The organism is Candidatus Schekmanbacteria bacterium RIFCSPLOWO2_02_FULL_38_14 (assembly GCA_001790855.1).
In the GTDB taxonomy this organism is placed as follows: domain Bacteria; phylum Schekmanbacteria; class GWA2-38-11; order GWA2-38-11; family GWA2-38-11; genus 2-02-FULL-38-14-A.
Map to the genome: position 1 here is coordinate 129,563 of MGDH01000042.1, position 22,055 is coordinate 151,617.

Sequence of the window (22,055 nt, forward strand, 5' to 3'; positions counted from 1 at the left end):
ACCAGTACCAGTCGTAACCACAAGTGAAGTTGGATTATTCTGTAATAAATGTTTTATAGCTTCTGATTGATGCAGATAGCAGCTCTCGTTCTTAGATCTTTTCTCAAGGGTTCTAGCCAACTTTTTATCAATTGGAAGCTTTTGCCATTTTTTTCCTTCTTTAAATGGTCTGTGTGCTTGATAGAATGGTTCTTGTGATAGGAAGCCGGATCTATGTTCTCGCTCAAGCTATTCCTTTAACTGCGGGTCTTTGGCACGAAACTCCGTGAATAAAAAATCTCTATACTCTTCAACAATTTGATTAAGTGCTTTAATAGGGCGGAGCATTATTATCTCGCTTTATTTTTTTAAGTTAATTTTGAGCTTTTTAATTAGTGCCTCAACAGAAGATTCAGAAACTTCTTTTGAGTAGTAAATCCTTTCTAATCCTGTCTCTTTTTCTTTTTTAACTACTCCCCAATTTCTTAAAATTCCTTCTTGAGTTATTGGATTCCTAATTTCCTTCTGTCTCATAAGTTCAACTATCTCTTTTAAATCAAAATTAAAATTATTAAAAAGCAAAACTAAATCATAAAAATCTCTATATCTTGCACGGTCATTGGCTGCTCTTATCTTTTCTGCGCAGACCTCTTTAATATCCATCACCTTTACATTAGTCTTAACTCCCCAGACATTTTTGTATTCAACTTCTTTTGCTGGCAATATAACATTTTGTATAAAATCAATTTCAACTTTAAGGGAATTTGGTAAACCCAAAAGACCAGAGTATTTTAACCGCTCAATCTTTATCGTGGCTTTTGAGACATAATCTTTTTTAACCTCTAAAAAATCTTGAGAATGTAAAAGCGTCTTTACTTCTTCCAAAGTAATAGATTTATCCAACGAGGAAAAATCTAAATCTTCTGAAAAGCGTGACTGCTGTAAATAACAATGATGGATTGCGGTTCCACCTTTGAATACAAGTTTATCACGCAGGGAAGAGTCATAAATAATCTTGGATACAATTGCTAAAAAATAATCTTTTTCAGCAACAGCTAACGGATACTTAAGAGACTTATTATTTAATACCTCTAATTCTCTTCTTTTAATTAATGGATAAAGCATTTAATCAAAATGTTTGTGATAGTATAACCGCCATTTTGCATTAAACTTTTTGCTGCCAGGCGCCATATAACTGCATCCTTTATCTTCCTTGACAGAGTTATAAAGATGTTGAGAATCAATAGAGAGTTTGTCGAACAGAAATCCCAATATTCTTTGAACTGCTTTCGGATGTTTTTTGCTTAGAGTATTAAAATGGTAAAAATCAAAATCACGTCTAAATTCTGTAAGTTTTTCTAAAACCATGTCTACAGTGTAAATACCTCTTTTGAATGTAAGCATATCTAAAATTGCCTTTTCAGGAGTAGCAACCTTGACGAGATAATTCTCAATTCTCTTTTCTTCCCAACCACAGAAAAGTTCCTTTCTTCCGTAAATATATTTATAGGCTATTCCCTGAATCTCTTTTGTTCTCTGCCTTTTCAGGGAAACAGAAATGATAGTTTTAAGCATCTGATCAAACATCCCGTAATTTTGGAGAGCTGCCTCAAAAGAAACATACGAATCCCTAACCAAAAGTTGCGCAACCTTAAAAACAGGAGTAGTAACCATTCCTCTGGATTCAAGATTGGCAATAGCATAGATGCCTTTTTTAATTCTTACAAGCCAGCCATTTTTGGAGAGTTTATTGACCAAGTTTCTTGCTGCCTGACGACTCATCTGTTTTTTGAGGATACTGAAAATCTGAGGGAAGGTTACAATTATGCTGTGCCGGATAATAATCTCTTTGATGAGATTTAATTCTTTTTCAGACAATATAGTTCTTTTTGTGTCCATAAAATAACCTATTTACGATTATTATCTGCACACAATATATACAAAGAGCAGAAGAAAGCAAGGTTTTTTTATCCGGCGGTGCGGGATTATTGAGCTAGTACAACGGTTCTCTTTATTGACTGCCCGTAGCGGCAGATAGCAACAGACTAAAAGATTAATATCTAAATACTATCGCATTTCTTTTAGCCTGCAATCCTTATATGCCAGAGCTCATTACATTTAATATTGTCCTGGATATTGGCGAGAATGATAAAATTGTTGGGATTGAAATTCTTGATGCTTCAAAACATATAGCCTTAGATAGACTTCTTCCTGTTAAATATGAAGTTTTAAAAATATAGACCTCTACCCCAAAGTGATCTACTTATTATTTAAGTCCCTGATAATAAGAATGTGACAGGTAAATGGCTGCCACAAGTGCAATCTTTTTTGTGAAAGGGTCTTTGCAGTTTCTTATGTTACAAGATGCGCATACCAGATTTTTCATAAATTATTCAACCATGCTTTCTTTCTCCTGCTAATTTCTCCACTTCATCTACAATAGCATCTACAAGGTCTTTTTCGCTAACCTTCTTTATAATCTTTCCTTCCTTAAACAGCAGTCCTTCACCTGTTCCTCCTGCAATTCCTACATGTGCGTCTCTTGCCTCACCAGGACCATTCACAACACATCCCATCACAGCTACACGAATTGGAGCTTTTATATGGGAGAGTTTTTTTTCAACTTCTTCTGCAATTTTTTCAACATCAATCTGGCATCTCCCGCACGTCGGACAGGAGATTAGGTCTAAGCCCCCTTCTCTGAGCTCCAGAGAGCGCAGTATTGCATACCCTGCCCTGACCTCATCAACAGGGTCACCTGTGAGCGAAACCCTTATCGTATCGCCAATCCCCTCATTCAAAAGAACCCCGATGCCTATTGATGATTTTATAACTCCTGTAAATACAATGCCTGCCTCTGTTACTCCAAGATGAAGGGGATATCCTGCTTTTTTTCCTGATGATAACTTGTCTGCTTCCTTTACAAAAAGCCTGTAGGCATCTATTGTTTTTAAAACATCAGATGCCTTGAGCGAAACCTTTATATCATAAAAGTTTTCTTCCTCAAAAATCTCCAGATTTCTTATTGCGCTTTCAACCATTGCCTCAGCAGAGGGTTTGCCGTATTTTTCAAGAATCTTTTTCTCAATTGAGCCTGAATTTACACCAACCCTTATTGAAATTCCTTTTCCCCTGGATGCCCTGATTATCTCCCTTACCTTTTCCTTTCCTCCTATGTTTCCGGGATTTATCCTGATTCCGTCAACACCCTGCTCAATAGATTCCAAAGCCAGATTACAATCAAAATGGATATCTGCTATCAACGGAATTGATATCTGGCTTTTAATATCCCTAAGACAACCTGCTGCCTCTTTATCCTTGACTGCAACCCTTACAATCTCACATCTCACCTTTTCCAGCTTTTTAATCTGAGCGACTGTTGCTTTGACATCACAGGTATCAGTCTTTGTCATTGACTGAACAGAGACTGGAGCATCTCCTCCAACTTTTACATTGCCAACAGATATCTGGCGGGTCTTGCGGCATACCATTGATTATCTTTCACAAAAATAATTTTTCTTTTCATCAGTAGGTCAGTCGCCTGCCTGCCGGCAGGCAGGTCTCGCCTGACTTATTTTAATTTCTCAATAATCTTTCTCTGAACATCTTTTTAGCGGGGTTAGAAAACCCCGTCTATCGATAGGCGGGACATTCTTGTCCCGCTGATTTTCTTTTCTCTCTTTCTGTTTTCCTTCAAACGGACAGGCGGGACGCCTGTCCTACTGTTAACTATTCACTGACCACTACCTTCAGCTTCAAATAAGCCTTGCAAAGAAATCTATTATATCTCCAAGATACCTGTTAAAATCATTATAAAGAGCAAATCCCATCAGCGCAACAATCATCACAATCCCGATATACTGTGTAAACTCGCGGAGCTTAAGATTAACAGGTTTTCCTATAATCCCTTCGATTATGAACAGCAGTATCAGTCCCCCGTCTGTAATCGTTCCAAGCGGAACAAAATTTATTATCCCGAGATTTATGCTGATAAAAGCAACAAAAAAGGCAAAATCATATACTCCTTTTTTTGCCTGGTCTCCTGCCATCTTTGCAATGGCAATTGGTCCACTTATATTTTTGCTTGAGATTTTACCGCTCACAAGCATATAAATCCCTTTAAAGATAAGCACAGTTAAATTCCCTGTCCGCTCAACGCTGTTTACAAACGCCGCAGGCAGAGAATATTTTACTTCTTTCAGTTTTGGTTCCGTGTATGAATTAGCCGAATAAACACCAATCACTCCAACATTAATTTTTTCATCCAGAAGATTTCTTCTCTTTTCCTTCCTCGGAGTAAGCGCCAAGTTTTCTTTCTTCCCATCTCTTTCAACCATTATATCAATTTTCTTTTCAGGATTTTTCTTGATTATCTCTTCAACTTCCATCCAGTTTTTTATTTCCTTGCCATTCACGCCTACAATTTTATCAAACGGTTTAAGTCCTCCTGATTCTGCAGGGGACCCCTTTTCTGTTTTCTCAATATAGAGCTCTGTTGACTCAATCCCCAGAAGTTCAGTAAATTTTTTACCCTGAACAATTTCATTATCAGGAATTATGATTTTTATATCTTCTGTTGTTTTATCCTTTGAATTTCCCTTGTCTTCCTTTTTCTGCCTTTGCAAAATTATTTCAACTGGCTTTGGAATACTTCCAATATCTATTTCTTCAAGCTGTTTCCAGACTTCTATTTTTCTGTTCCCGACTCTTTTTATTAAATCACCCGGATTGAATCCCAGTTTTTCTGCCGGCATCCCCTTTTTAATACCGCCAATTTTTGACTCAAGGGCTATTGGAAGAATACCTACCAGAGAAATCTTGTTCTTCTCTCCGAAAAGATTTGGAACCTCTTTCTCAACAGGAGTTATTGTCTTTTTGAAAGTTTTCCCGTCTCTTTTTACTGTAAGGTCCAAACTCTTCCCGCCGCTTGTATGAATTAAGCCTGTCATTTCTTCCCAGCTATTAACATCTATTCCATTAATCTTTACAATTTCGTCTCCGTATTTTAACCCGGCTTTATCAGCAGGCATCCCCTTTTCCACCTCAGCCACAAAGGGAGAAAGAGTTGTGATACCAATAGTGTAAATGACAGTGATTATCAAAACTGCAAAAATAATGTTAAAAAGAGGTCCTGCTGCTACAACAGAAAGCTTTACAAAAGGGGGTTTATGAGTAAATGATTTTCCCTTATCAACCACCTCTTCATCAGGAGATTCACCTTCAAGTTTCACATATCCTCCAAACGGAAATGCTGAAATAAGATATTCTGTTTCTCCCCATTTTTTGCCGACTATTTTTGGGCCAAACCCAAGCGAGAATTTCTGAACACCCACCCCTGCCCTTTTTGCCAGAAGGAAGTGCCCTAACTCGTGAACAAAAATCAAAAGCCCTAATGCGATTACTGTCCCTAAGATATAATTCATTTACTCTAATACTCCTTTTAAAGGCATCTTTAACCTTAAATTTGAAACTAAATAATTTAATCCCCTGTAGATTCTACCACCTCAACACCATCAGGTGTTTTAAACTCAAATTTGGAATCCGATATTCCTCTGTTCACTTTAATATTTTTTAATTCATAAGAAGTCCAGTTACCGAAACTGTCTTCAACAATCACCTTTTGAAAATTCAAATTATTCTTGTCAACCTCAAGCCTCATCTTTTTAATCATGCTTTTTGAATCTTTTGGTATTAATCCCAGCATATAGCTTCTGCTTTTCTCAGAACCCTGTTCCATTGAAATTTCAAAATCCCTGCTAAGCTTTGCCATTCCTGTAAGAATTGTAAGGGCTGTTTTGGATTTATTGTTCAAATCCAACTTCTCCCTGACAACCTGCTTGTTTTCAGGCAGATATACCCACAAAGTCTGGCCATTTGCTATTATCAGCTGTTTTTCTGGTTCTTTTATTTCCATCCTCAGCTTATCAGGTTTTTTTACATATAAGCTTCCTTTGAAAATAAATTTTTTCTCAACTGTTCTGTTAAAAGTTTCCTGGATGCAATCTGTCTCAAGTTCCCTCACATACTCATATTTCTTCTGAATCTTTGAAACAATCTCATCAAGCGCTGATGTTTCAGGATAAACAGGTTCAGGGAGTATGAAATTCAGAATTAAAAGATATAAAAATAATCCTGATGGTTTAATTAGAATATATTTCAATCGTGGAAAAAGGATTTTTTTGAACAACTTTCACTAACCTTAGTTTTATAAGTTCTAAAAGGGCTAAAAATGTAATTACCATCTCATATCTGGAGCCCATATTTTCAAAAAATTGCTGCAGAGTCAAGCTCTTGTTGGAATTTAATTTTTCCATAATATCTGATATTTTATCATTTATATTCAGTTTCTCTATTGTTACTTCATGAAATTCTTTGTCTTTTACTCTCACAATTATACTTCTGAATGCGGAAATCAGGTCAAATACTGAAACCTCAAGAAGAATCTCTTCTTTTTTAAGCCCCTCAATACTCGCATCCCTGTCATATAACTCTGAATAATACTGCTCTCTTCCGCTCAGCTTTTCAGCCGCATCTCTGAACTTCCTGTACTCTATGAGGCGCTTCACAAGTTCTTCACGGGGATCCGCCTCTTCCGCATCTTCTTCCGGGTCGGGAGGAAGAAGCATTTTTGATTTTATATGCATCAGCGTTGCAGCCATCACAAGAAAGTCTCCGATTGTATCAAGATTTAGAACCTTCAGCATTTCAATGTATTCAAGATACTGCTCTGTTACCAGTGCAATCGGGATATCATAAATATCAATTTCATTTTTTTTGATTAAATGAAGCAAAAGATCCATTGGACCTTCATAAAAAGGAAGCTCAATTTTATAAGATGATGTGGATGAATCTATTGAATCCATAGCATTAAACTCTTTTTAAATCACAAATTCCAACGTTCAGATTTCAAAACTATTTGTAATTGTGGATTTGATATTTCTGTTAACTATATCCTCCATCTTTTTCATTGTCAAAATAAATGAATATGGAATGCCGGGTTATTCTCATAAGTTCTGCTGATTAACCTGTTCCAATACTTTTACCTTTTTTTCCGCATCACTTTTGAAGGAAGAGGCTGGATGATCTTTCACAATTCTTTTATAAAAGTCCAAAGCATTTTTATTATCTCCTATTTTCTCATAACACCATCCTGTTTCCCAAAGTAATTTCTCTTCTAACGGACCTTTGCCTGCTTTTAAAATATCTTTATACGCTTTTATAGCTTCAGGATATTTTCCCTCTTCAATATAAGCAATCCCCTTGCCATGATAAGCATCAGCAGTAAAGATATCCGCTTCCTTGCTTTCTTTTATATACTGGTCATAGGATTCTATTGCTTTCTTATAGTTTTTAAGATGCAGATTACAGTTCCCCATATAGACTAAAGACCAGCCAGCATATCTGGTGCCCGGATATTCATTAACTATTCCCTGAAATTCCCTGAAGGCTTTAAGATATTTAGCCATGTCCTCTTCTTTTCCTTCTTCGCTCTGCCAGTATATTTTCAGAACCTGATAGAACCTTTCAGCAGCATTTCTCTCAGATTGCTTCTTGGTATAGAGGAAAATACCTGCTGCAACCCCTATTATAAGGATTATAGATATTGCATATATGAAAGTTCTGGCATTTTCCTGAAAAAAATAAAACACCTTCTGCAGAAAAGTTGTTTGTTCAATCTTTTTTGTTTTTTCTCTTTTCCTCGTTTTTGTTTTTTTTATTTGCCTTACCACTTTCCCCTCCTTAGGATTGTTCTGGATTTCTTCCTAAAGCCTACCGCTTATAATTTACAGCTAATCTGACTTTTAAGCTTTATCATTTGTCATTTGCAAATCTATCACTCTGCTTAATCTTTTCAATACCCTTTCCCTGCCGAGTATCTCAATGACCTCAAAAATCCCGGGGCTTACTGTATTTCCGGTTAATCCAACCCTTACAGGCTGGGCAATCTGGACAAGCTTCAACTTCTTCTCTTCCATAGTTCTCAAAAATATTTTTTCAATGTCTGCCACATTAAACTCTTCCAGATTCTTCAACTCTGTTATCAACTTCCTGATAACAGAACAGGACTGAACTGTAATCCATTTTTTGACTGCATTGTCATCATACTTTATCTCATCGGTAAAGAAATAATAGGCTGATTCAGCCATCTCCTTAATTGTTTTGCAACGTTCCTTCAGCCCTTTTATGATTTTAAACATTCTCTCCCTGTCATCAAACTCTTTTCTTTCATATCCTTTTTTTTCAAGAAAAGGCAGAATGTTTTCCAGCATTTTTTGTTCATCAGTTGTCTTGAGATAGTGACTGTTAAGCCATAGAAGCTTTTCAGGATTAAAAATTGCTGCTGATTTTCCGACTTTATCAAGCGAAAAGTTTCCAATCAGCTCTTCAACTGAAAATATCTCCTGGTCACCATACGACCATCCAAGCCTTGATAAATAATTTACCATTGCCTGAGGAAGATATCCCATCTCCTTGTAAGCCATAACAGAAGTAGCGCAGTGCCGCTTGCTCAGTCTTGCCTTATCTTCTCCAAGAATCATTGGAAGGTGAGCAAATTTTGGAATTTCATATCCAAGAGCTTCGTATAAAAGAATCTGTTTTGGAGTATTTGCCAGATGGTCATCCCCTCTAATGACATAATTAATCTCCATCTCAGCATCATCAACCACTACCACGAGGTTATACATTGGAGAACCATCACCCCTGAGAAGAACCAAGTCATCGAGCTGGGAATTATCAAAAATTACCTGCCCGCGTATTAAATCATTAATTTCAGTTTTTCCTTCATGCGGAGCTGCAAACCTTACAACAAAAGACTTGTCAGTATTGCCCTGTTTTCGCTTCCTGCATCTTCCGTCATATTTTGGAATCGTTTTTTCCTTGAGGGCTTTTTCTCTCATTTCCTTAAGTTCTTCTTGAGTGCAGTAGCACTTGTACGCCTTCCCTGTATCAAGAAGTTTTTTTACAGCACCCAGATAAAGGTCTCTGCGTTTGCTCTGAAAATATGGGCCCTCATCCCAGTTAATCCCAAGCCATTCAAGGGCATCTATAATGGCTTTTACAGACTCCTCATTTGAACGCACAATGTCTGTGTCTTCTATCCTTAAAACAAAAACTCCACTGTTTCGTCTTGTAAAAAACCAGTTAAAAAGTGCGGTGTGCGCTCCTCCAATGTGGAGATATCCGGTTGGACTTGGAGCAAATCTAACTCTAACCTTTTCCATTAAAAAATTCAAACCTCTCTTTCTATTTCATACAATGCGAGCAGGTCCCTCGCTTGTCATTGCGAAGGGCTTTAGCCCTGAAGCAATCTGACCCAAAGGGTCATTACGAGAGCCGATTTATCGGCTCGTGGTAATCTCGTCTGGATTGCTTCGCTTCGCTCGCAATGACATTACTCCGCAATCTCAGTTTTAGCTGTTAGCTATCAGCTTTGTAATGAGATTGCCACGTCGCTGTCGCTCCTCGCAATGACACCAAATAGGCACTTTTAAAACAGCCTGTATAAATTTAATATAATTTGGTTATTATATCATTTTCAAAATAGTTTGACAAAGATAAAATTTTTTTTTACGATTGCCCGACTTATAATTCTTTCAATTACAGAAAATTATACCTAAAGATACAGGAGGTATCTATTTAATGACTAAGAGATTTAATGTTGAGCTTTCAAATAAAGTAAAAGAACTTCCACCTTATCTTTTTGCAAGAATTGACCAGCTAAAAAAAGAGGCAAAGGATAAGGGAATGGATATAATTGATTTGGGAATCGGAGACCCTGACCTTCCAACACCAAAAAATATTATTGAAGCTCTTAAAAAAGCATCTGAGGACCCTCAGAATCACCGCTACCCTTCATACAGTGGAATGAACAAATTCAGGGAAATTGCTGCCAAATGGTATGAGAAACGCTTCGGTCCTTCATTTAACCCTGAAACAGAAATATTATCACTCATAGGCTCAAAAGAAGGTATCGCCAATATTCCATTCGCTTTTGTGAATTTTGACGATGTTGTTCTCATTCCAAATCCGGGTTACCCGGTTTATAACTCAAGCACTATTTTTTCAGGAGGGAAACCATACATAATGCCTTTGAAAAAAGAAAATAACTTTCTTCCTGACCTTGACTGCATTCCTGAAGAGATAGCAAAAAAAGCAAAAATAATGTTTATCAACTATCCAAACAATCCAACATCAGCATCCTGCGGGCTTGATTTTTTTAAAAAAGCTGTAGATTTTGCATTCAAGTATAATGTTATTGTCTGTCACGATGCTGCTTACAGCGAAATTTTTTATGATGGCTGTAAAACCCCAAGCCTTTTCGAGGTCAATGGTGCAAAAGAAGTTGGAATAGAATTCCATTCGCTTTCGAAAACCTACAACATGACAGGATGGAGAATCGGCTTTGCAATAGGCAATAAGGAAATTGTTGGAGGTCTTGGAAAAATAAAAACAAATATTGATTCAGGTGTTTTTCAGGCTGTCCAGTTTGCTGCAATTGAAGCTCTAAGTTGCGACCAGAAAATAGTTGAAGAAATGAGAAACATATACCAGTCGCGCAGGGATATAATGGCAGAAGGGCTTCAGAAGGCAGGTTTTGATATCACAAAACCTAAGGCAACATTTTATATGTGGATACCCTGCCCCAAGAATTTTACATCTGAAAAACTTACAACGCACATTCTTCAAAACTTAGGGATAGTCACAACTCCCGGAAACGGATTTGGGAAACATGGCGAAGGATATATAAGGGTATCGCTCACAACCCCGTCTGAAAAATTAAAGGAAGCAGTGGAAAGGCTTAAAAAAATTAATATTTAAATGGAAAATATCTTTATCTCAATTGGCTCAAATATTGATGAGCCTCTTGGAAAATGCAAAAAAGTAATTGAATTATTAAGAGAGCAGAAAGATATAAGTATTGAAAAATATTCTTCTTTCTATCACACAGAACCTTTTGGATATAAAGAACAAGGCTGGTTCGTTAATTTTGTTGCAAACATCATTACAACGCTTGACCCTTTTGCTCTTTTAAGAAAATGCAATGAACTTGAAAAATTTCTCGGACGGGAAAATAGCTCAGTTAGGTGGGGACCAAGAGCAATGGATATTGATATTTTATTTTATAATAACCTGATTCTTAACACAACGGAGTTGACAATACCCCATCCTCAGTTGCATTTGAGGAGGTTTGTGCTGGTGCCTTTGAATGAAATTGCTGGTAATTTTATCCATCCTGTATTAAAAAAGAATACAGGAGAACTTTTAATGGAAGTTGGAGATAAAAGTATAGTAAAATTACTCGAACCCTTGAACCCTCAGACCCTTGAACCCTTTTAAAAAATATTATGAACAAATCCAAGGTTACAGTACCAAAAATAAAAAAGATGAAAGAAGAAAGAGAAAAAATTGTAATGCTGACTGCCTATGATTTTCCCTTTTCAAAACTCCTTGATGAAGCAGGCATCGATATAATCCTTGTTGGAGATTCTTTGGGCAATGTAATCCTTGGATATGAAAATACCTTGCCGGTCACAATGGAGGAAATGCTCCATCACACAAAAGCAGTTGCAAGGGGAAGAAACAACGCCCTTCTTATCGCTGATATGCCGTTCATGTCCTATCAGCTTGGACCTGACCAGGCGCTTCTTAATGCCTCAAGGTTCATAAAAGAAGCAGGCGCAGAAGGAGTAAAACTTGAAGGCGGGGTTGCCCACAAAGAAACAATAGAAAAACTTGTGCAGTGCAATATTCCTGTTATGGGCCACATAGGGCTTATGCCCCAATCAATCCATAAGATTGGAGGCTATAAAGTTCAGGGAAAAACCAAAAAAGAGGCTGACGCCATTTTAAAAGATGCAAGGGTTGTTGAAAAGGCAGGGGCTTTTTCAATTGTCCTTGACGGAATTCCAATACCGCTTGCAAAAAAAATATCTTCTGAAGTTAAAATCCCAACAATCGGGATAGGCTCAGGTCCGTACTGTGATGGCCAAGTCCTTGTGATTCACGATATATTAGGATTTGATGACCAGTTCCACCCAAAATTTGTAAAGAAGTATGCAAATATAAAAAAGACAATTATTGATGCTGTAACAGAATTTAAGGAAGAAGTTAAAAAAGGAAAGTTCCCAACAGAAAATCACGGGTTCAAGTAATTAATAGCTATAAGCCATAAGCTTTAAGCTTATTTGCTAAAATTTTATTATGATTGTCATTGCGAGAAGCGAAGCCTGCCTACCGCAGGCAGGCGACGAAGCAATCTCACTATACAACTTACAGCTTATATCTTACCTCTTCTTCAGCCTCATTCATGCTTCCACGCCTGTAACCCTGCAAATCTACAGCCACATACTTATATCCAATCTCTTTAAACTTATTAATCACTTTATCTTTGATTCCGTTTTCAAAGAATTTCTTCAAATCCTTTTCCTCAACCTCGATTCTTGCAATGTCATCGTGATGTCTGACTCTCAATTGCCTGAATCCAAGTTCTTTAAGAAAATCTTCAGCCCTGTCAACCATCACAAGTTTCTCTCTTGTAATGGCTGTCCCGTATGGAAATCTTGATGAAAGGCAGGCAAACTCCGGTTTTTCCCATGTTGGAAGTCCTGATATTTTTGAAAGGAACCGAATCTCATCCTTTGTCATCCCTGCTTCAAAAAGAGGGCTTCTTATTCCAAGCTGGTCTGCTGCAAGCTTTCCGGGCCTGTGGTCGCTTGTAACATCATTAAAATTTGTTCCGTCAAGCACATATTTTATTTTGTACTGACTTGCAGTTTCTTTAAGTTTTGAGAAAAGTTCACGTTTGCAGTAATAGCATCTGTTTCGGGGATTATGCTGAAATTCAGGAATATCAACCTCTCCTGATTCTATGGAAATATGCTTTGCTCCGATAATCTTTGCCAGCTCTATTGCCTCATCAAGCTCACGCTTGGGGTAACTCTCTGATGTCGCAGTAACTGCAAGTACCCTTTCCCTTCCAAGTGTATCAACTGCGACCTTTAAAAGAAAAGTGCTGTCCACCCCTCCTGAAAAAGCAACAAGAACACTCTCAAGGCTTCTTAATATTTCTTTTAACTTTCCATTTTTCTCATAAGCTGTTTCCATATTTCCACCTTAATTGATTTATAATTTCAAGACAGTCTTTTGTCAAGAAAGAGAATCAACAAATATTTCTTTTCTCTTTTTATTATAAAATATTTTCAATATATATTGCTTATCAAATTATGGAGGTGAATTTATGGACATGGAAAAATTTTATGAAGCGTTTAAAATCGCAATGGAAGGAGAAGAAGAGGCTTACGAGCTTTATAAAGAGCTTGCTGAAAAAACAAAAGATACTGAGCTTAAAAAATTATTCGAAGCATTTGCAAATGATGAATCAAGACATCTGAGAGAACTCAAGGAAAGATAGAGAATTATAGGGGACGGTTCTCTTTATTTTAAATTTATTCATAAAAAGAAGTATTAATTTATTAAGAGTGTCTTTAAAATTCCCACAAGTAGCTGTTAACAACAGATTGAGAGTTAGTCAGAAACCATAATTAATTTAGTTTTGACAAGATGCAACTAATTGTATTAGATTATGAAAAATAAGGCTTATAACTTAATAGTTTGTCTGATTCATAAGAGAGGAATCGAAAATGCCAATGTCAAAGCAAAAAATAAAAAATCTTGAAAGTCTTTCAACTCTGACACCTAAAGAGAGAAAAGCTATTTCTGGGTTTGTAAAACTCATCAGACAAAAATTAGGTTCTACAGTTAAAGAAATTATTTTGTTTGGTTCAAAGGTAAGAAAAAACAGTGAATCTGATTCAGATATAGATATTTTGATAGTCCTTAATGCCTTATCATGGGAAATAAAGAAAACTATCTCAGAGTTAGCAGCGCAAGAAAATATGAAACACAATGTACTTATATCTACAATTAGATATAATGTCGAGGCGTGGGAAAATCCAGTAATAAAATCCTCACCCTTTGGAACCGCTGTTAGAAATGAAGGAATATGGCTTTAATTCCTGAAAATAAAGCACTTGCAAAACATAGATTTGAAAGAGCAGAAACAACCCTCAATGAAGCAGTTGATGAATTGTCTCGCAATAATTTCAGATTAGCAGTTAACAGGGCATATTATTCAGTTTTCTATGCAATGAGAGCATTTCTTGCAACAGTAAGCAAGGACTCATCAAAACACTCCTGAGTTATATCTCTTTTCAACCAACATTTTATAAAAACAGGTATTGTATCAGAGATTAGTTTCAAAGCTATTCAATCTCTTATGGATTTACGGCATGAAGGAGATTATCAGGATTTTGCTGAAGTAACAAAAGAAGAAGCTAATGGTTCTGTCGAGATATCTAAGAAGACAATCAAAGCGCTAAAGAAAATTTTGGGAAATCTTTTATCAGGTTAGTCAGATTAAACTTTTACCTTAATTTTGATTTTTTATTTTTAATTTTATTTCTCACCACTTAACCAGCACAGAGCCCCAGTTGAGTCCTCCACCAAAAGCGCTCATTAGAACATAATCGCCTGCTTTAATTCTGCCGTCTTTTACTGCAATGTCAAGGGCAAGCGGTATTGAAGCTGCAGAGGTGTTTCCGTGCCTGTCAATAGTTATTACAATTTTCTCTCTTGGAAAATTAAGCCTTTCAGCAACAGCCTCTATTATTCTTAAATTTGCCTGATGAGGAATAAAAACATCTATATCTTCAGTCTTCAGTTTGTTGTGCTCCATCGCATCAACAGAAGCCTTTACAAGCGCTTTTACAGCAACCTTATAGGTTTCCCTTCCGTTCATATGGACATAGTGCAGGTTCTTATCTATCATTTCCTTTGATATAGGATTTCTTGAACCTCCTCCGGGCATATTGATAAGTTCTCCCAGATTTCCGTCTGTATAGAGATGTGTTGAAAGTATCCCTTCATTCTTTTTTGTAGGCGCAACAACAACTGCCCCTGCCCCATCACCAAAAAGCACACAGGTATTCCTGTCCTTATAGTCTAAAATCTTGCTCATCACCTCAACACCTATTAAGAGAATCTTCTTGTATTTTTCACTCCTAATAAATCCGTCAGCAACTGAAAGACCGAAAACAAAGCCTGAACAAACCGCCGCTATATCAAAGGCTGCTGCATTCTTTGCACCGAGATTTGCCTGTACAAAGCATGCAGTCGGAGGGAAAAACATATCAGGGGTAATGGTCGCAACAATTATCAGGTCAAGTTCCTTTGGTTCAATTCCTGCATCCTTTAGCGCTTTTTTACCTGCCTGCGTTGCAAGGTCTGATGACGCCATATTTTTTTCTGCAATATGGCGGGATTTTATACCAGTTCTTTCAGTAATCCACTGGTCATTTGTATCAACCATCTTTTCAAAATCATGATTGGTTAAAACTTTTTCAGGAAGAAAAGAACCAGTCCCTATGATTTTTGTTCTTATCTGCGAATCCTTCACTCTTCTCACCTCATTGTTTTGTTTAATAATTCTGCTTTTTTATTATATGGTAATGGTTCTGTCAAGAATAAAACCTATTCTCTGTGTTTAATGTTGAAACATGAAAGAAACTCTGATAGGTTTTTAGAAAAAGTTATTAGACAAATGCCTAACAGGCTGAACGAAAATATAATTGAAGTGGTAAAAATCCCCCTTAACCCCCCTTTGTCAAAGGGGGGCTGGGGGGATTTAGCTGACTCAAGAGAATTTTAAGTTAGGATGTTAGCCTGACAAAAAGGTTATTCAAAAAACATATTTAATATGACAAAAAGAGTTAAAACAGGACTTGAACTTTTTTTTGAAAAAGATTTTAAAAAGTTCAAAGGGAAAAGAGTCGGTTTAATTGTAAATCAGGCATCAATCATCCACGACTACACCAACACTGTTGAACTTTTTTCTTCCAGTAAAGTTGTTAAACTCGCAGCTGTTTTTGGTCCACAACATGGAATCCACGGCAATACACAGGACAATATGATTACATGGCAGGGATTTACCCATTCCAAACTCAAAATACCTGTTTACAGCCTTTATGGAGAGACAAGAATCCCGACCAAGGAAATGCTTTCAGATCTGGATGTATTAATATTTGACCTTCAGGATGTTGGAACAAGGATTTACACCTTCATCTATACAATGGCTAATGCCATGAAAGCCTGCGTGGAGTACGGGAAAAAATTTGTTGTTCTCGACAGGCCAAATCCAATTAACGGGGTTTCAGTTGAGGGAGATATTCTTGAGGAAAAATTTTCATCCTTTGTCGGAATGTATCCAATCCCTGTACGCCACGGTATGACTGTTGGAGAACTTGCAAAATTTTTCAACAAAGAATTTAAAATAGGTGCTGACCTTGAAGTTATAAAAATGCGGGGATGGAAAAGGAATATGTGGTTTGATAATACAAGCCTTCCATGGATTCTCCCCTCTCCAAATATGCCTTTTATTGACACTGCATCGGCTTTTCCGGGTACAGTTTTTTTTGAAGGAACGAACATATCTGAAGGAAGGGGGACAACAAGGCCATTTGAAATAATTGGAGCGCCTTTCATTGACCCTGATAAATTGATTTCGGCGCTGGTAAAAGAAAAACTGCCGGGTGTCCTTTTTACGCCTTACTGCTTTGAACCAACATTTAACAAATGGAAGGGAGAAATCTGCGGAGGAATATATATCCACGTAACTGACAGGAATAAATTCAAACCTGTCATTACAGGGATTTCAATAATAAAGGCGATTTACAAACTCTATCCTGAATTATTTAAATGGAAAAAACCGCCCTATGAATACGAATATGAAAAACTCCCATTTGATGTAATAGCAGGAACAGATAAATTGAGAAAACAGATTATAAAAAATACTCCAATCAAAAAAATTGAAGCCTCATGGAGTAAAAGTCTTTCCCTGTATATGAAAACCAGGGAAAAATATCTTCTTTACTGAAAAGCATCAGGAAGAGAACACATAAAAACAGATTTTGGTTTGACAAACCAGAAATAGATTACTAAAATTTTTACAAACAAACTTCGCTCTTAAACAAGTTGAAAAGGAAAGGGATTTTTTTATTTAAATTTCAAAATACAAACACTCAGATCCTAAACCCCATCTCTTAAGGATAAATATGATGAAAGACTTTAAGAATATTAAAACCATTAAAGACCTCAAAAAGGTTAATTACCAGATTCTTCCAATAAATACAGAGATGAGAAAGAACATAATAGATAAGCTCAAAAAGAAAGAACCGATATTTCAGGGAATAATAGGCTATGAAACCTCTGTTATCCCTCAGATAGAAAATGCCATTCTCTCAGGGCATAATATGATATTTCTCGGAGAGAGAGGGCAGGCAAAAACCCGCATAATAAGGAACCTTCTTAACCTCCTTGACCCTTTTGTCCCTGCAATCTCAGGATGTGAAATAAGCGATAATCCCTACAATCCAATCTGTAAATCCTGCAATGAAAAAATCAAGAAATCAGGAGATGAGGTTGAAATTACCTGGATTCCAAGAAACATACGGTATGGTGAGAAACTGGCAACACCTGACGTGTCAATTGCAGACCTAATCGGTGAAGTTGACCCTATAAGGGTTGCAGAGGGAAGATACCTCTCAGATGAGCTTACAATCCATTTTGGACTGATTCCAAGAACAAACAGGGGAATCTTTTCAATAAATGAACTTCCGGATTTACCTGAGAAGGTTCAGGTCGGGCTTTTTAATATAATGGAAGAGAGAGATGTGCAGATTAAGGGCTACAAGGTACAGCTTCCTCTTGACATGTGTATTGTTGCAAGCGCAAACCCTGAGGATTATACAAGCAGGGGAAGAATCATAACACCCCTTAAAGACAGGTTTGAGTCTCAGATAAGAACACATTATCCTAAAGACAGAAAAACTGAGATTTCAATAATGGAACAGGAACGCATCAATTTCAGCAATGATGATTTTAAACTTTATGTTCCCCATTTTATCAAAGAAATCATCGCTGAAATTACATTGGCTGCAAGGGAAAGCCACGACATAAATCAGAAATCAGGCGTCAGCGTGAGAATGTCAATCGCTAATCTTGAAAGCATTATAAGCAATGCTGAAAAAAGAGCCATCATCCTTAAGGAAAATGAAATTGTTCCGCGAATGAGCGATATGCATTCAATCCTTCCGTCAACATCAGGCAAAATTGAGATTGAGTATCTTGGTGAGGATAAAAAGGAAGATGATGTGATAAAGGGTATAATGCAGAAGTCTGTAAAAAAAGTCTTTGACCAGTATTTTTCACCAAACCAGCTCCAGAAAGTCGTGGATAGCTTCAAGGGTGGATGGGTTGTGGAGGTTTCTGACCAGATGCCCTCAACAGAATATCTTGAAGGACTGGCAAAAATAGAAGGCTTGAAAGAAGGTGTGGAAAAGCTTGGAAATTCAAAAAGCACACCGGCAATAGCCTCTGCAGTCGAATTTATCTTTGAAGGGCTTCATCTCTATAATAAATTAAACAAGGCAGAAGTTAACGGAAAGATAGTTTACAGATGAAAATATATCATTATTCGGAATGGGACGGTACTGAGTCTAAATTAAAACTTGAGGAAGAAAAACTCTTTGATGAGTTCTCAGAATATCTTCTTCAGGAAGGAAACATGTATGCAGCCCTTCAGTGGCTTATGATGCAGTATCTCTCTTCAAACCCGAATATGAATTTAATGACCCTTGACCAATACCTTGATTACCTTGAAAGTCTCAAGGAGGAATACTTTAAAACATTTAACCTTGACTACGCCTTTGATGATATAAAGAAAAAACTTAAAGAAATTATTAACAAAGAAGTCTCAACGCTTGATAAAAAGTTCAGTGACAACAAGAAAGAAATAGCAGAAAGGAAATTCCTCCTTGATAACCTCCCCAAAAAACTGAGCAAGGCAATTGAATCCCTCAGGTTTTACGACTTTCAGGATAAAAATGCAAAAAAGGAGTTTGAAAAACTTTTAAGAGACCTTGAAAAGGTTAGACAGCTTGAAGAATTTTTTGACAAGTACAACAAAAAATTCCACGGAGAAACACCCCTCCAGTTTCAGGATGCTGTGGAAATGATGGAGGAGTTTAAAAGGTTAGATAACCTTATTAAGGATTTCAAAGAGGGTAACTTCATTACCATAAACCTTGAGGACCTCAAGTTCTTTCTCAATGAAGAGATTTTCCAGTTCTTTGAACATCTGCAGGGAGTAATTGACAAGCTCAAGAATTCCGGTTTCATAGAAGTTAGCGGCAACAAAATGAGTCTCACTCCAAAGGGGATTAAAAGAATCGGTCAGAATGCACTCCAGAGCATTTACTCATCAATGAAAAAGGATTGCTTCGGAACCCACGAGACCAGATTCGGGGGTGCTGGAAACATCAGATTAGACCAGTCAAAAAAATACCAGTTTGGAGACCCTTTTAACATTGACCTCTCCCAAACCTTAATGAATTCCATCAAGAGAGAATACAAAGGTACTCCTTTAAGGATTAAGTCAGAAGACTTTGAAATATTTGATATTGATTTCTCGTCCCAGTCAACAACAGTAATGCTCATAGACATGAGCCTCTCAATGGCTTGGGGCAACAGGTTCACAGGGGCAAAAAAAGTTGCCATAGCCTTAGACCATCTTATCAGGACAAAATTCCCAAGAGATAATTTCTACATCGTAGGCTTTTCATCAAGGGCAAGAAGAATTAATACAGTAGAGCTTCCTCAGTTAATTCCAATGGACGGAACAAGGGATATGGGAAATGCCTTCACAAACCTTCAGGATGGATTGCGGCTTGCTGAAAGGCTGATTTCAAGGCACAGGACCAAAAACAAACAGATAATAGCAATTACTGACGGACAGCCCACAGCATATTACTATAAAGGAGTCCTTCAGTTTGAATGGCCAATGGGATTTGGTGGCATAAGCCCGAGAGCCTCCAAGGAAACTTTAAAGGAAGTTTACAGATGCACAAGGCAGGGTATAACAATCAACACCTTCATGTTGGACTCAAACCCTACCCTGCGCTCATTTGTTAATGAAATAACCAAAATCAATAAAGGACGCGCCTTCTTTGTCCATCCCTTTGACCTTGGTAAATATATCCTCGTTGATTACGTTGAGAAAAAGAGGAAAAGGGTTTCATAAACAGAGACAATTCTCGGCTCAGGTTAAAAAATCATCTTCATCAATATCCTCATCTACATCCTCTTCATCAAACTCCTCATCCTCAAGTTCTTCTACATCTTCGCTGTTGCAAAAAGGACATGCAACTATCTCATCAGCATTCTCAAGAAAAAATTCTTTAGAGCAATCGAGGCAGTAATAATTCATAATAAGACCTCCTCAAAATAAATATTAAATATATTATTAATTTTTAACTATGAATATTATGAAGCAGATTTATTTTGTCAAATAAAATTTTAGGGGTTTTTGAAAAATAATTTTTACAGACACTTTTTGGCAAGAGACCCTTAACAGTAAAGTTCTAACGAACTTTCTTAGGGATATGAATCGCACCTCCTAAATTATCAAGGGCAGCCTCCATAACAGCCTCTGACAGTGTTGGATGGGCGTGGATAGTTGAAGCAAGTTCCTTTACTGTCATCTTTTTCTTTATTGCAAGCACTCCTTCAGCAATCATATCAGTGGCGCAAACTCCGACAATCTGAATTCCCAGTATTTTCTCATTCCTGTCATCTGAAATTACCTTTACAAAGCCTTCTCTTTCTCCAATTGTCGCAGCCTTTCCGCTTGCGGTAAAAGAGAACTTTCCTGTTTTTATCTGTACTCCCTTGTCTCTTGCCTCTTTCTCTGTAATTCCAACTGCTGCTATTTCAGGGCTCGTGTAGATACATCTTGGGACAAAGCCGTAATTCATCTCAGCAGATTTCCCCATCGCATTCTCGCTTGCTATAATCCCCTCCTCCATAGCAACATGTGCAAGCATTATTTTCCCGAGAACATCGCCAATTGCATAGATATTTTCAACACTTGTTTCCATTCTGGCGTTGACTATCACCTTTCCTTTTTCTGTCTTTACACCTATTTTCTCCAGATCAAGCCCCGACGTATATGGCACCCTTCCGACTGCAACCAGCACCTTTTCTGATGATATCTTCTGCTCCTCTCCGCCCTTAACAGAAAAAACCGAATCGCACCCCTGAGGAGTTTCTTCAATCCGCAAAAGCCCCGCATTAGTAAAAAACTTTACTCCGCCTCTTTTCAGGGAACTCTCAAGAGCCGTTGCAACATCAGCATCTTCTGTCGGAATTATCTGAGGCATAAGTTCTATTACTGTAACTGATGTCCCAAGCTTTGAAAAAATAGTTGCAAACTCTACTCCTATTACTCCACCGCCAACAATTACAAGGCTTTTTGGAATTTCAGTAAGTTCCAAAGCCGCATCACTGTCAATAACCCCATTGCTGTCAATGCCCGGCAATGGAATGGTTGAAGACGAAGAACCGGTTGCAATAATTATTTTTTTTGCCTCAATAACTATCTTGCCTTCAGGCTTTAAGACTTCAATCTGTGTGTTTGACAAAAACTTTCCTCTTCCCTTTACGACTTCAACAGAGTTGCTTTTAAGAAGCCCTGAAACACCTGTTACAAGGGTTTTTACCACAGTATCCTTTTTTGCCATCAATCTTGGAAAATCAATTTTCATCCCTTCAAAATCAACACCATAATTTTTTGCCTTCTTTGCAAGGTCTGCAAATTCCACTCCCTTTAAAAGAGCTTTGGTTGGAATGCAACCCCTGTTAAGACATGTGCCGCCTATCTCATCCTCTTCAATCAGGCAAACCTTTGCCCCAAGCTGTGCCGCCCTGATTGCAGAAACATATCCACCGGGTCCGCCGCCTATGACAGCAATATCACAACTCTTATCAGCCATTCAGACTCTCCTATATAAATTAAATAATTATTTTCCTTCTTATCCCTTTCAAATTCTTTTGTCAATCTGCGGGAATCTTCATGAGCTAATAGCTCACAAAGGAATATGAAAATATAATCCCCCCATCCCCCCCTTTTTTACTTGCCTACCGTCAGGCAGGGAAAAGGGGGTTAGGGGGGAAATTTGAAA

The 22,055-nt window shown here is 37.4% G+C and carries 18 protein-coding genes and 1 pseudogene; 8 read left to right on the plus strand and 11 right to left on the minus strand.

Annotated features, from left to right (window positions below; genetic code table 11):
* Positions 1-339: 339 nt before the first annotated feature.
* The 8 genes from A3H37_08440 to A3H37_08475 all read right to left on the minus strand — a co-directional run bounded on the left by A3H37_08440 (position 340) and on the right by A3H37_08475 (position 9,203).
* Positions 340-1,104 (minus strand): hypothetical protein, encoded by a 765-nt coding sequence (locus A3H37_08440; protein OGL48038.1) that lies wholly within the window; start codon positions 1,102-1,104, stop codon positions 340-342.
* Complete coding sequence (locus tag A3H37_08445; protein OGL48039.1) at positions 1,105-1,878, minus strand: hypothetical protein; 774 nt, start codon at positions 1,876-1,878, stop codon at positions 1,105-1,107.
* A 494-nt stretch (positions 1,879-2,372) separates the two neighbouring features.
* The gene (locus A3H37_08450; protein OGL48040.1) at positions 2,373-3,470 is read right to left on the minus strand and encodes a 4-hydroxy-3-methylbut-2-en-1-yl diphosphate synthase; all 1,098 of its coding nucleotides are present in this window, start codon (positions 3,468-3,470) and stop codon (positions 2,373-2,375) included.
* A 264-nt stretch (positions 3,471-3,734) separates the two neighbouring features.
* Entirely contained in the window at positions 3,735-5,402 is a 1,668-nt protein-coding gene (locus tag A3H37_08455) for an RIP metalloprotease RseP (GenBank protein ID OGL48041.1), read from the minus strand.
* Between the two features lie 56 nt (positions 5,403-5,458).
* Positions 5,459-6,139 (minus strand): outer membrane lipoprotein carrier protein LolA, encoded by a 681-nt coding sequence (locus tag A3H37_08460; GenBank protein ID OGL48042.1) that lies wholly within the window; start codon positions 6,137-6,139, stop codon positions 5,459-5,461.
* Positions 6,120-6,842, minus strand: coding sequence for a hypothetical protein (locus A3H37_08465; protein ID OGL48043.1), 723 nt, complete (start codon positions 6,840-6,842; stop codon positions 6,120-6,122). The genes A3H37_08460 and A3H37_08465 overlap by 20 nt, the downstream gene beginning before the upstream one ends.
* Positions 6,843-6,983: 141 nt before the next feature.
* The gene (locus A3H37_08470) at positions 6,984-7,709 is read right to left on the minus strand and encodes a hypothetical protein (GenBank protein OGL48044.1); all 726 of its coding nucleotides are present in this window, start codon (positions 7,707-7,709) and stop codon (positions 6,984-6,986) included.
* Positions 7,710-7,781: 72 nt separating this feature from the next.
* Positions 7,782-9,203, minus strand: coding sequence for a glutamate--tRNA ligase (locus tag A3H37_08475; GenBank protein ID OGL48045.1), 1,422 nt, complete (start codon positions 9,201-9,203; stop codon positions 7,782-7,784).
* 418 nt (positions 9,204-9,621) lie between these two features.
* Here A3H37_08475 and A3H37_08480 point away from each other — a divergent pair, with 418 nt between their 5' ends.
* From A3H37_08480 to A3H37_08490, 3 genes are read left to right on the plus strand one after another with little or no spacing between them, the layout of a single operon-like run.
* The gene (locus A3H37_08480) at positions 9,622-10,800 is read left to right on the plus strand and encodes an LL-diaminopimelate aminotransferase (protein OGL48046.1); all 1,179 of its coding nucleotides are present in this window, start codon (positions 9,622-9,624) and stop codon (positions 10,798-10,800) included.
* On the plus strand, positions 10,801-11,319 hold the full coding sequence (locus A3H37_08485) for a 2-amino-4-hydroxy-6-hydroxymethyldihydropteridine diphosphokinase (GenBank protein ID OGL48047.1): 519 nt from the start codon (positions 10,801-10,803) through the stop codon (positions 11,317-11,319).
* 8 nt (positions 11,320-11,327) lie between these two features.
* The gene (locus A3H37_08490) at positions 11,328-12,134 is read left to right on the plus strand and encodes a 3-methyl-2-oxobutanoate hydroxymethyltransferase (GenBank protein ID OGL48048.1); all 807 of its coding nucleotides are present in this window, start codon (positions 11,328-11,330) and stop codon (positions 12,132-12,134) included.
* 118 nt (positions 12,135-12,252) lie between these two features.
* On the opposite strand, the gene A3H37_08495 is transcribed toward A3H37_08490, so the two are convergent.
* On the minus strand, positions 12,253-13,086 hold the full coding sequence (locus A3H37_08495; GenBank protein ID OGL48049.1) for a TIGR00268 family protein: 834 nt from the start codon (positions 13,084-13,086) through the stop codon (positions 12,253-12,255).
* Positions 13,087-13,622: 536 nt separating this feature from the next.
* Between A3H37_08495 and A3H37_08500 the strand changes: the two genes are divergently transcribed.
* The gene (locus tag A3H37_08500; GenBank protein OGL48050.1) at positions 13,623-13,994 is read left to right on the plus strand and encodes a hypothetical protein; all 372 of its coding nucleotides are present in this window, start codon (positions 13,623-13,625) and stop codon (positions 13,992-13,994) included.
* Positions 13,985-14,392 (plus strand): annotated as a pseudogene (locus tag A3H37_08505) (hypothetical protein). The gene A3H37_08500 and the pseudogene A3H37_08505 overlap by 10 nt, the downstream one beginning before the upstream one ends.
* A 51-nt stretch (positions 14,393-14,443) precedes the next feature.
* Here the strand turns inward: A3H37_08505 and A3H37_08510 are convergent.
* On the minus strand, positions 14,444-15,436 hold the full coding sequence (locus A3H37_08510) for a 3-oxoacyl-ACP synthase (protein ID OGL48051.1): 993 nt from the start codon (positions 15,434-15,436) through the stop codon (positions 14,444-14,446).
* 300 nt (positions 15,437-15,736) lie between these two features.
* On the opposite strand from A3H37_08510, the gene A3H37_08515 reads away from it, so the two are divergent.
* The 3 genes from A3H37_08515 to A3H37_08525 all read left to right on the plus strand — a co-directional run bounded on the left by A3H37_08515 (position 15,737) and on the right by A3H37_08525 (position 20,116).
* On the plus strand, positions 15,737-16,912 hold the full coding sequence (locus A3H37_08515; protein ID OGL48052.1) for a hypothetical protein: 1,176 nt from the start codon (positions 15,737-15,739) through the stop codon (positions 16,910-16,912).
* A gap of 181 nt (positions 16,913-17,093) precedes the next feature.
* A complete protein-coding gene (locus A3H37_08520) occupies positions 17,094-18,497 on the plus strand; it encodes a magnesium chelatase (protein ID OGL48073.1) in 1,404 nt (467 codons plus the stop codon).
* Positions 18,494-20,116, plus strand: coding sequence for a hypothetical protein (locus A3H37_08525; GenBank protein ID OGL48053.1), 1,623 nt, complete (start codon positions 18,494-18,496; stop codon positions 20,114-20,116). The genes A3H37_08520 and A3H37_08525 overlap by 4 nt, the downstream gene beginning before the upstream one ends.
* 340 nt (positions 20,117-20,456) lie before the next feature.
* Here the strand turns inward: A3H37_08525 and A3H37_08530 are convergent, their stop codons facing one another.
* Positions 20,457-21,866 (minus strand): dihydrolipoyl dehydrogenase, encoded by a 1,410-nt coding sequence (locus A3H37_08530; protein ID OGL48054.1) that lies wholly within the window; start codon positions 21,864-21,866, stop codon positions 20,457-20,459.
* Positions 21,867-22,055: the final 189 nt, after the last annotated feature.

What these genes read in the sequence shown, in the direction of transcription:
- A3H37_08440 (OGL48038.1), bottom strand. Translation starts at nt 1,104, where the DNA reads ATGCTTTATCCATTAATTAAAAGAAGAGAATTAGAGGTATTAAATAAT.
- A3H37_08445 (OGL48039.1), bottom strand. Translation starts at nt 1,878, where the DNA reads ATGGACACAAAAAGAACTATATTGTCTGAAAAAGAATTAAATCTCATC.
- A3H37_08450 (OGL48040.1), bottom strand. Translation starts at nt 3,470, where the DNA reads ATGGTATGCCGCAAGACCCGCCAGATATCTGTTGGCAATGTAAAAGTT.
- A3H37_08455 (OGL48041.1), bottom strand. Translation starts at nt 5,402, where the DNA reads ATGAATTATATCTTAGGGACAGTAATCGCATTAGGGCTTTTGATTTTT.
- A3H37_08465 (OGL48043.1), bottom strand. Translation starts at nt 6,842, where the DNA reads ATGGATTCAATAGATTCATCCACATCATCTTATAAAATTGAGCTTCCT.
- A3H37_08475 (OGL48045.1), bottom strand. Translation starts at nt 9,203, where the DNA reads ATGGAAAAGGTTAGAGTTAGATTTGCTCCAAGTCCAACCGGATATCTC.
- A3H37_08480 (OGL48046.1), top strand. Translation starts at nt 9,622, where the DNA reads ATGACTAAGAGATTTAATGTTGAGCTTTCAAATAAAGTAAAAGAACTT.
- A3H37_08485 (OGL48047.1), top strand. Translation starts at nt 10,801, where the DNA reads ATGGAAAATATCTTTATCTCAATTGGCTCAAATATTGATGAGCCTCTT.
- A3H37_08490 (OGL48048.1), top strand. Translation starts at nt 11,328, where the DNA reads ATGAACAAATCCAAGGTTACAGTACCAAAAATAAAAAAGATGAAAGAA.
- A3H37_08495 (OGL48049.1), bottom strand. Translation starts at nt 13,086, where the DNA reads ATGGAAACAGCTTATGAGAAAAATGGAAAGTTAAAAGAAATATTAAGA.
- A3H37_08500 (OGL48050.1), top strand. Translation starts at nt 13,623, where the DNA reads ATGCCAATGTCAAAGCAAAAAATAAAAAATCTTGAAAGTCTTTCAACT.
- A3H37_08515 (OGL48052.1), top strand. Translation starts at nt 15,737, where the DNA reads ATGACAAAAAGAGTTAAAACAGGACTTGAACTTTTTTTTGAAAAAGAT.
- A3H37_08520 (OGL48073.1), top strand. Translation starts at nt 17,094, where the DNA reads ATGAAAGACTTTAAGAATATTAAAACCATTAAAGACCTCAAAAAGGTT.
- A3H37_08525 (OGL48053.1), top strand. Translation starts at nt 18,494, where the DNA reads ATGAAAATATATCATTATTCGGAATGGGACGGTACTGAGTCTAAATTA.
- A3H37_08530 (OGL48054.1), bottom strand. Translation starts at nt 21,866, where the DNA reads ATGGCTGATAAGAGTTGTGATATTGCTGTCATAGGCGGCGGACCCGGT.